Source organism: Gemmiger formicilis, assembly GCF_024462815.1.
Lineage (GTDB): Bacteria > Bacillota > Clostridia > Oscillospirales > Ruminococcaceae > Gemmiger.
The window spans coordinates 1-768 of the sequence record NZ_JANGCG010000048.1; the positions used below are offsets into that span (position 1 = coordinate 1).

Here is a 768-nt window from a genome sequence, read left to right on the forward strand (position 1 = left end):
GTGCAGCATGAGGCGGTGGAACGCGAGCGCCCGCCGTTCCGTCTGCCGAACCCTGCACCGAATAATGACCGTGTGACGCGGTATCTGCTGGGGCGCGGCATCTCACTGCCCACGATTCGCTACTGTATTGCGAGAAAGATTCTGTACGAAAGTGCAGAATATCACAACTGTGTTTTCTTGGGAAAAGACCCACAGGGCGTGCCGAAATATGCGGCTCTGCGCGGCATTTATGACTATGGGAAACCATTCAAGCGCGAAGCACCGGGCAGTCAGAAACAATACGGCTTCTGCATCCCGCCGATGCAGCCCGGCACCACCGTTGCCGTGTTTGAAGCTGCCATAGATGCCATGGCAGAGATGACGCTCTGCGGGGATGCTGCGGACAAATACCGCCTGTCGCTGGGCGGTATCTCATCCTCAGGCAAAGAGCCGCTGGCGTTACAGGAATTCCTGCGGCAGCACCCGGAAATTACAACGATAGAACTGCGGCTGGACAACGACGCCAAAGGGCGCATGGCGAGTGTCGGCATTCAGAACCTTTACCGAGAAAAGTATCAAGTTTGCGACCTGCCGCCCAACATCGAGAATGGAGATTACGCTGATATGGCAAAAAACAACCTGGTGGCAAGAACTGCCGCCCACCGCGCGGCGCCTTGCCGATAGAGAGAGATCAACATGAAAGTTAGAAATCGTTCGCCCACTTATAGGGCATAAACAGGAGGTAAATCGTTATGGCTGTGTTCCGTGTACAAAAGACGCAAAATTATA

At 54.4% G+C, this 768-nt stretch carries 1 protein-coding gene; it reads left to right on the forward strand.

The window, feature by feature from the left end; genetic code table 11:
* Nucleotides 1-663: DUF3991 and TOPRIM domain-containing protein (locus NE623_RS14425; protein WP_256273503.1), on the forward strand; the 663-nt coding region annotated here is incomplete at its 5' end.
* Nucleotides 664-768: the final 105 nt, after the last annotated feature.